Here is a 7,212-nt window from a genome sequence, read left to right as displayed (position 1 = left end):
TCCGCTCCGCCACTTTATTTAGACACAGTTAAGTCTTTAAAATAACTACAGGGGTGTAGCTCCAACTGGCAGAGCAGCGGATTCCAAATCCGCGTGTTGGGAGTTCGAATCTCTCCACCCCTGCCATATTAAAGAAGGCTCATATCGAAAGATGTGAGCCTTTTTGCTATCTGTAATTTATACTTGTAGCGTTAATTGGCACAGCAGCGGATTCGCCTTTCCGAAAATCAGCGCGTGTTGTGAAGTTCGAATCACGTAACTCCAGTCATCTTCAACAAAGCCTCGACAGCAATGTCGAGGCTTTTTTACGTCTGTATACTTATGGATATTGGAGGTAGCTCCAATTGGTAGAGCAGCGGATTCGCCTTTTCGAAAATCAGCGCGTGTTGTGAAGTTCGAATCACGTAACTCCAGTCATCTTCAACAAAGCCTCGACAGCAATGTGAGGCTTTTTTACGTCTGTATACTTATGGATATTGGGCGTAGTTCCAATTGGCATAGCAGCGGATTCGCCTTACCAAAAATCAGCGCGTGTTGTGAAGTTTGAATATCGTAACCCCTGCCATCTTCAACAAAGCCTCGACAGCAATGTGAGGCTTTTTTACGTCTGTATACTTATGGATATTGGGCGTAGTTCCAATTGGCTGAGCAGCGGATTCGCCTTACCAAAAATCAGCGCGTGTTGTGGAGTTTGAATATCGTAACCCCTGCCATCTTCAACAAAGCCTCGACAGTAATGTGAGGCTTTTTTACGTCTGTATACTTATGGATATTGGAGGTAGCTCCAATTGGTAGAGCAGCGGATTCGCCTTTCCGAAAATCAGCGCGTGTTGTGAAGTTCGAATCTCTCCACCCCTGCCATATTAAAGAGGGCTCATATCGAAAGATATGAGCCTTTTTGCTATCTGTAATTTATACTTGTAGCGTTAATTGGCACAGCAGCGGATTCGCCTTTCCGAAAATCAGCGCGTGTTGTGGAGTTTGAATATCGTAACCCCTGCCATCTTCAACAAAGCCTCGACAGCAATGTCGAGGCTTTTTTACGTCTGTATACTTATGGATATTGGGCGTAGTTCCAATTGGCTGAGCAGCGGATTCGCCTTACCAAAAATCAGCGCGTGTTGTGGAGTTTGAATATCGTAACCCCTGCCATCTTCAACAAAGCCTCGACAGCAATGTGAGGCTTTTTTACGTCTGTATACTTATGGATATTGGAGGTAGCTTCAATTGGTAGAGCAGCAGATTCGCCTTTTCGAAAATCAGCGCGTGTTGTGAAGTTTGAATATCGTAACCCTTGCCATCTTCAACAAAGCCTCGACAGCAATGTGAGGATTTTTTACGTCTGTATTCTTATGAATGATCGAGTGGGTGCAAGAGGTGAATAGACGTAGTTAGAGAGAGAAATAATAGAAGAAACAATGACAAAGCAATAAACGTTACTTTGATGGCTAGAAGACTAGCTGCAGTGTTGACACTTTATTTGCAATAAAAAGCTCTTGAATAGAGGGCGAAAGTGGTAATGTAGTGAGGTAAATAGTCAATTTCTTGGAGTTTTTATGCCACATCTTCGCTTTCGTGCTGTTGCCTTTGATACAGTAAAACAGCTATCAACTAAGTTGGTTGATGATTTACAACCATTGATGGATTGTCCTCGTGAGGACTTTACGATTGAACATATTCCAGCATCATTTATTTTTGATGGCGAAGTGTCTGATGCTTATCCTTTTGTTGAGGTATTTTGGTTTGATCGAGGTCAGAATACGCAGGATCTTGTTGCTAAAGCAATTACCAATATCGTTAGAGAGGCTGTTGAAGATCCACAGCAGGATGTCGCGGTTATTTTTACAGCGCTGAAACCGTTAGCTTATTATGATAATGGTAACCACTACTAAATCCTCTTTCATGCTTACATTGATGTTGTTATTTCTAATTTTACGATGATATCAGCCCATTACTATAATGGGCTGAATTGTCGATGCAGGCTTGTATTATGGCACGTAGAACAAAAACAAAGGTGGTTGCTGGCTTCGGTGTTGTCGCTGGTGCATTGGGGCTAGGGGCATTTAATTCTTCATTTGATGTATCAGTACAACCTGAAATTACTAATGAGGTTTTTGCTCCTCACTTTAGCTATCACTGTATTGAAACTGAAATTGCACCACCACTTGATAATCACGGCCAATTAACTGTCGCGGTATGGAATATTTATAAGCAGCAACGGCCTAATTGGCGTTCAGCGTTAGCATCATTTACCCAAAAAAGTGATTTAGTCTTATTACAAGAAGCGAGTTTAAATACTGAATTACAAAACTATTTGAATGATAGTCAATGGCAAGTCAGAATGGCGAATGCTTTTCGATTTCTTGATACACCTGCAGGGGTGATGAATCTATCACGAGTATCGTCACGTCAGACGTGCGCTTATCTTGCAATGGAGCCGTGGTTAAGATTACCTAAATCAGCGTTACTCTCACAATTCTCATTGTCAAATGGACAGACTCTTGCTGTGGTTAATTTGCATGGTGTCAATTTTGCAATTGGTTTAAATGAATATAAACAACAGTTAGATAGTTTAAAAGCAGTGTTAGAGCAGCATCAGGGACCGATTATATTAGCAGGTGATTTTAATACATGGCGTAAAGCACGTATTAAAGTGGTACGAGCTTTTGCACATTCGTTAGGGTTAAAAGAAGTGCACTATCATAATGATCAGCGAGTGCGGGTGCTGGGTAAGCCATTAGATCACCTTTATTATCGTGATTTACGTCTAGTAAAGGCAGAAGCACCTAAAACAGATGCTTCTGATCATAACCCATTATTAGCGACGTTTAAGCTACTATCACCGACGGTGCATTAGGCTGAAATAATCAATAGCGGCCATACAATAAGGGTTAATACCCACGGTAGTATGGCAATAATGATGGCTCTAGCACGATCAAGATCTGTCCATGCGCTAACTGCTGCGTAAGTCAAAGCAATGTACCATGGTGCTAATAACGGCATCGTGGTTGCAATTGCTGCCCAGTGATTATTCATTGGTAACTTTAATAGACCATTAAAACTGTTTAAATCAGCCGCATTAGGCAGAATATTGTTATGGTTAAAAACAATATTAATGTAACTCGCAATATCACCAATAAAAGATGGCAGCATAATAAAGCAAGTAGCAGCCAGCCATTTTCCATAGCTGTGTTGATGTCGGCTGCTTTTGGTCGCTAACTTTAACCATAAGGCCAGTACAAAAATGACCACTGTACGGCCCGTTATGTCGCTAAAGACCTCTCCTGCAAGCAATACTTCTCGTGTTAACCATGATTGCTGTACATTTTCACCAATATTACCAAGTTGTGCTTGAATCGCTTGTTGTAGCCAGGGCATATCAACATGATTAAAGTAGCTACCCCATAGAATAAATGAACCCAAAATAGTCATTAAGTAGGGTAAAATTGCCCATTTAGGCCGTTCATAGATTGCAGCAAAGCATTCTATTGGTGAGCGAAATAAGTCAATAATGGCGATGACTGGGTTTTTTGATGGCGTCATGCTTTAACCTTGCTACTAATAATTAATTTTAGCTGTTGGCCTTGCTTTATATACTGACTGTTAGCCAAATTATTCCATTTTTTAATCTCAGTAATCGAGACATCGTAACGCTGCGCGATAACGCTTAAACTATCACCGCGACGAACTTTGTAACTGATCGTTTTGCGGCTCGCAGTGGCTTTTTTAATGCTTGCTGATACTTTTAACCGTTGTCCTTTTTTCAGCACCGTATTTTTGCTAAGGCGGTTAAGTTGTTTCAGTTTAGATATACTGGTTTTATGCTTACGAGCAATGCTCCATAAACTATCGCCAGACTGCACTACATAATGCTGTGCTTCGACATTTAAAGCGGCACGATGCTGACGATTAACCAACGAAATCGGTGATGTTGGAATAGTCAGTAATTGTCCAATACGAATGTTGGTTGTTTTAAGCTTATTGACCCTTTGAATTGTTTTAACATTGCTGTGATAACGCTTAGCAATTAACCCTAAGCTTTCACCAGCTTTTACGCGATGATGGTGAGTTACGATACTTGCATTGCGGTTCTGAGCTAATTCACGCTTAAAACGTTTAACAGTATTGATTGGTAGTAATAACTGATTAAGTCCATTGGGTGCTGTTACACCACGACGGTAAGCCGGGTTTAGATCTTTGAGTTCAGTTAAGCTAATACCTGCAAATTTGGCTGCAATAGTCAGATCCATTTGCACACCAGGTTTAACAATAGCAACAACGGGTTTATTGCTAATCGGTGGAATATGAAAACCGTACTTTTTAGGGTGCATGATGATATCAGCAACGGCGTAAAGCTTAGGTACATAGCTACTGGTTTCGTTGGGTAAATCAAGTGCCCAATAATCAGTAGGCTTACCTGCGGCTTTGTTTTTACGGATAGCACTAAACACACGGCCTTCGCCAGTATTATAAGCTGCTAATGCTTGTTGCCAGTTACCATCAAATTTTTTATTTAAATACTCAAGTAAATTAAGTGCCGCGGTAGTGGATTTAACTACGTCGCGACGACCGTCATACCAGCTATTTTGTTTTAAGCCAAAACGGCGGCCAGTGTCGGGAATAATTTGCCATAAACCAGCAGCAGCCATACTTGAATAAGCATGAGGGTCAAATGAGCTTTCAACGATCGGTAGTAATGCCAATTCTAGCGGCATGCCACGCTTTTCGACTTGCTCTGTGATGTAATATAAAAAAGGCTGGGCGCGTTGAGCAATAATTTCAAGATTACGCGGGTTTTTTAGATACCAGTTACGGTAGTACTGAACGCGTTTATTATTGGGAATTTTAGTGGTGATCTGCATTGCGATGCGATCCCATACGTCCTGCTGTTGTTGCGGCGTTAATTTTACAACTTCAGCTTGAGGCGGTTTAATGACCGGCACTACAGGTACAACAGGCGTATTAGTAGGTTGCTCAACGACAGTATTTGATTGGTTGGTATCGACCTGCGTTGTCTCTTTTGTCGTTTGACAACCTGCAATAACAAGCACACTTGCTAAAAGAATTTTGAATTTCATGACAGTCGTTTGTAGCCAAAATGGTTGGTGATGATACTTGCCCAACCACCTTGGTTACAAGGGGAGAAACGTTAAAATTCGTCTTTCCAGCGTCGAAGTGCTGCAAATGTCTCAATATCTGAGTTATCGTACGCTTTATCAGCAACCGAGCGCTTAATACTTGGCTGATCGCAACGTAAAAAAGGATTAATAAGTTTCTCGTTACTAAGGGTTGTTGGGAGTGTACTTTGGCCATTAGCACGTAGTCGGTTAACTTGATCGCGATAACGTTGTAAATGGGCATTATCTTGTTCAGCGACTAATGCAAAAGCAAGATTACTCGCAGTGTATTCGTGGGCACAATAAACATTAGTTTCGTCAGGTAGTGAAGCCAATTTTTGTAATGAATTAAACATTTGTGCTGGTGTGCCTTCAAATATGCGACCACAACCGGCTGAGAATAATGTGTCACCACAAAAAAGTTTTTCGTCGCCAACATAAGCGATATGACCTAGCGTGTGTCCTGGTACGCTAAGCACCATAAAGCGCTCACCAAAGATGTCGACTTGATCGCCATCTTCAACTGGACGTGTGATACCTGGAATAGGTTCATCATTAGGCCCAACAACTTTGGTTGCAGGGAAGCGACGTTTTAATTCACTGATGCCACCGACATGGTCATGATGATGGTGAGTGATCAGGATCGCATCTAGAATTAAATTGTCTTTTTCTATTGCCTCAAGAACCGGCGTGGCATCCCCTGGATCAACAACGACACAATGATTGTCTGGGTTTTGAATTAGCCAGATGTAATTGTCCTTAAATGCGGGTATGCTTTTAACAGTTAACATGAATTTTGTCTCCAGCCTTATCAGGTGTTGAGCAGTATCTTATGAAGCCAGCGCGTACAGTAACACACATTGAAGTCCCTTATACATGGTCGAATGTGATCAATGGTGAATGGGTAGCAGAATTATTACAAGCCCGCCTTGATGAGTGGTGCCCGAAATTGTTTGGTTACCACATGTTAAAGCTTGGTGGCTTAAGTGCAGAGCTGACCAGTAGCCATTGTAATATTCAGCATCAAATCAGTGTCGATAAGTTCAGCTCTAAACGTAGTGTCGTTGCTGATGCGATGGCGTTACCTTTTATTGAAAAATCTTTTGATGCGTGTTTGCTAATGCACCAATTAGACTATGCAGCTGATCCTCACCGGTTATTACGAGAAATCGACAGAGTGATGGTCGATGATGGTTATTTAGTCTTAAGTGGTAATAATCCGTTAAGCTTATTAGGCTTAAGAGGATTATTACCGTGGAATCGTCGTCAAGCGCCATGGACAGGAAGGATGTACCTGCCATTTAGAATTAATGATTGGTTACGATTACTTAATTATGAAGTGGTATACCAAGAAACGTTTGCAATAGTGCCTGCGACACGCCACCTTGCTTGCGCTGCATGGCTTGAGCATGTTCTCTCAGAGCCATTATCTGCGGTGGGAAGTTTATATTTTATTGTTGCACGTAAACGTACTTGTCCATTAAAACTGATTAAGCCGACCTGGAAATTACGTCGTCAATTAGCACCGCTGCGCATTAACTGCTGTACTCAAGTTGAAAAAACAGTACCTAAAATTCCACCGCAGTCGTGATCCTAGATTTAGCTTGGTTGATAACCCGTATCTGGTTGCGCAGGATTTTCTGCAGCAGTACGTGCTAAAACATCACAACGTTCATTTTCTGGATGGCCAGCGTGACCTTTAACCCAGTGCCATTGAATTTGATGACGTTGGGTTTGTTGATCCAGTTGTTGCCATAAATCGGCATTTTTGACTGGTTTTTTATCTGCTGTTTGCCAACCTCTTTTTTTCCAATTATGAATCCATTGCGTAATTCCTTGACGCACATATTGGCTGTCAGTGGTAAGATCGACCTGACATGGCTGTTTTAAACTAGCGAGTCCCATAATGGCGGCAAGCAATTCCATGCGGTTATTAGTGGTCATAAAATAGCCACTACTGAGCTCTTTTTCGTGTTGCTTGTATCTTAGTACGGTGCCATAACCGCCGGGACCTGGATTGCCTAAACACGAACCATCGGTGAAAATCTCTACCTGCTTCATCATTGTGGGGAGTTTTGCCTTAGATAAAAACTTA

7 protein-coding genes and 1 tRNA gene are annotated in these 7,212 nt (G+C 41.7%); 4 read left to right on the top strand and 4 right to left on the bottom strand.

Going from position 1 to position 7,212, the window contains the following annotated elements; translation table 11 throughout:
- Positions 1 to 49 precede the first annotated feature (49 nt).
- From PMAL9190_RS18565 to PMAL9190_RS18555, 3 genes are all read left to right on the top strand, one after another.
- Positions 50 to 126: transfer RNA gene (locus PMAL9190_RS18565), tRNA-Trp, on the top strand.
- A 1,430-nt stretch (positions 127 to 1,556) separates the two neighbouring features.
- Complete coding sequence (locus tag PMAL9190_RS18560) at positions 1,557 to 1,892, top strand: DUF1904 domain-containing protein (RefSeq protein WP_087846685.1); 336 nt, start codon at positions 1,557 to 1,559, stop codon at positions 1,890 to 1,892.
- A 98-nt stretch (positions 1,893 to 1,990) separates the two neighbouring features.
- Positions 1,991 to 2,857, top strand: a complete 867-nt coding sequence (locus PMAL9190_RS18555) for an endonuclease/exonuclease/phosphatase family protein (RefSeq protein ID WP_087846683.1) — start codon at positions 1,991 to 1,993, stop codon at positions 2,855 to 2,857.
- Here the strand turns inward: PMAL9190_RS18555 and PMAL9190_RS18550 are convergent.
- From PMAL9190_RS18550 to gloB, 3 genes are all read right to left on the bottom strand, one after another.
- A complete protein-coding gene (locus PMAL9190_RS18550) occupies positions 2,854 to 3,543 on the bottom strand; it encodes a Yip1 family protein (protein WP_087846682.1) in 690 nt (229 codons plus the stop codon). The two genes, PMAL9190_RS18555 and PMAL9190_RS18550, sit on opposite strands and share 4 nt — an antisense overlap.
- Positions 3,540 to 5,078 (bottom strand): LysM peptidoglycan-binding domain-containing protein, encoded by a 1,539-nt coding sequence (locus PMAL9190_RS18545; protein ID WP_087846695.1) that lies wholly within the window; start codon positions 5,076 to 5,078, stop codon positions 3,540 to 3,542. The genes PMAL9190_RS18550 and PMAL9190_RS18545 overlap by 4 nt, the downstream gene beginning before the upstream one ends.
- Positions 5,079 to 5,149: 71 nt before the next feature.
- On the bottom strand, positions 5,150 to 5,908 hold the full coding sequence (gene gloB / locus PMAL9190_RS18540; protein ID WP_065169080.1) for a hydroxyacylglutathione hydrolase: 759 nt from the start codon (positions 5,906 to 5,908) through the stop codon (positions 5,150 to 5,152).
- Positions 5,909 to 5,949: 41 nt separating this feature from the next.
- Between gloB and PMAL9190_RS18535 the strand changes: the two genes are divergently transcribed.
- Entirely contained in the window at positions 5,950 to 6,708 is a 759-nt protein-coding gene (locus tag PMAL9190_RS18535) for a class I SAM-dependent methyltransferase (RefSeq protein WP_087846680.1), read from the top strand.
- A gap of 8 nt (positions 6,709 to 6,716) precedes the next feature.
- Here PMAL9190_RS18535 and rnhA read toward each other — a convergent pair whose 3' ends face one another.
- The gene (gene rnhA, locus PMAL9190_RS18530; protein ID WP_087846678.1) at positions 6,717 to 7,181 is read right to left on the bottom strand and encodes a ribonuclease HI; all 465 of its coding nucleotides are present in this window, start codon (positions 7,179 to 7,181) and stop codon (positions 6,717 to 6,719) included.
- Between the last annotated feature and the right edge of the window lie 31 nt (positions 7,182 to 7,212).

Origin of the sequence: Photobacterium malacitanum (assembly GCF_900185615.1) — a bacterium.
Taxonomy (GTDB): Bacteria; Pseudomonadota; Gammaproteobacteria; order Enterobacterales; family Vibrionaceae; genus Photobacterium; species Photobacterium malacitanum.
Note: the sequence above shows the minus strand (reverse complement) of the source record. Positions and strands in the feature narration are given on the sequence as shown.

What these genes read in the sequence shown, in the direction of transcription:
- PMAL9190_RS18560 (WP_087846685.1), top strand. Translation starts at nt 1,557, where the DNA reads ATGCCACATCTTCGCTTTCGTGCTGTTGCCTTTGATACAGTAAAACAG.
- PMAL9190_RS18555 (WP_087846683.1), top strand. Translation starts at nt 1,991, where the DNA reads ATGGCACGTAGAACAAAAACAAAGGTGGTTGCTGGCTTCGGTGTTGTC.
- PMAL9190_RS18550 (WP_087846682.1), bottom strand. Translation starts at nt 3,543, where the DNA reads ATGACGCCATCAAAAAACCCAGTCATCGCCATTATTGACTTATTTCGC.
- PMAL9190_RS18545 (WP_087846695.1), bottom strand. Translation starts at nt 5,078, where the DNA reads ATGAAATTCAAAATTCTTTTAGCAAGTGTGCTTGTTATTGCAGGTTGT.
- gloB (WP_065169080.1), bottom strand. Translation starts at nt 5,908, where the DNA reads ATGTTAACTGTTAAAAGCATACCCGCATTTAAGGACAATTACATCTGG.
- PMAL9190_RS18535 (WP_087846680.1), top strand. Translation starts at nt 5,950, where the DNA reads ATGAAGCCAGCGCGTACAGTAACACACATTGAAGTCCCTTATACATGG.
- rnhA (WP_087846678.1), bottom strand. Translation starts at nt 7,181, where the DNA reads ATGATGAAGCAGGTAGAGATTTTCACCGATGGTTCGTGTTTAGGCAAT.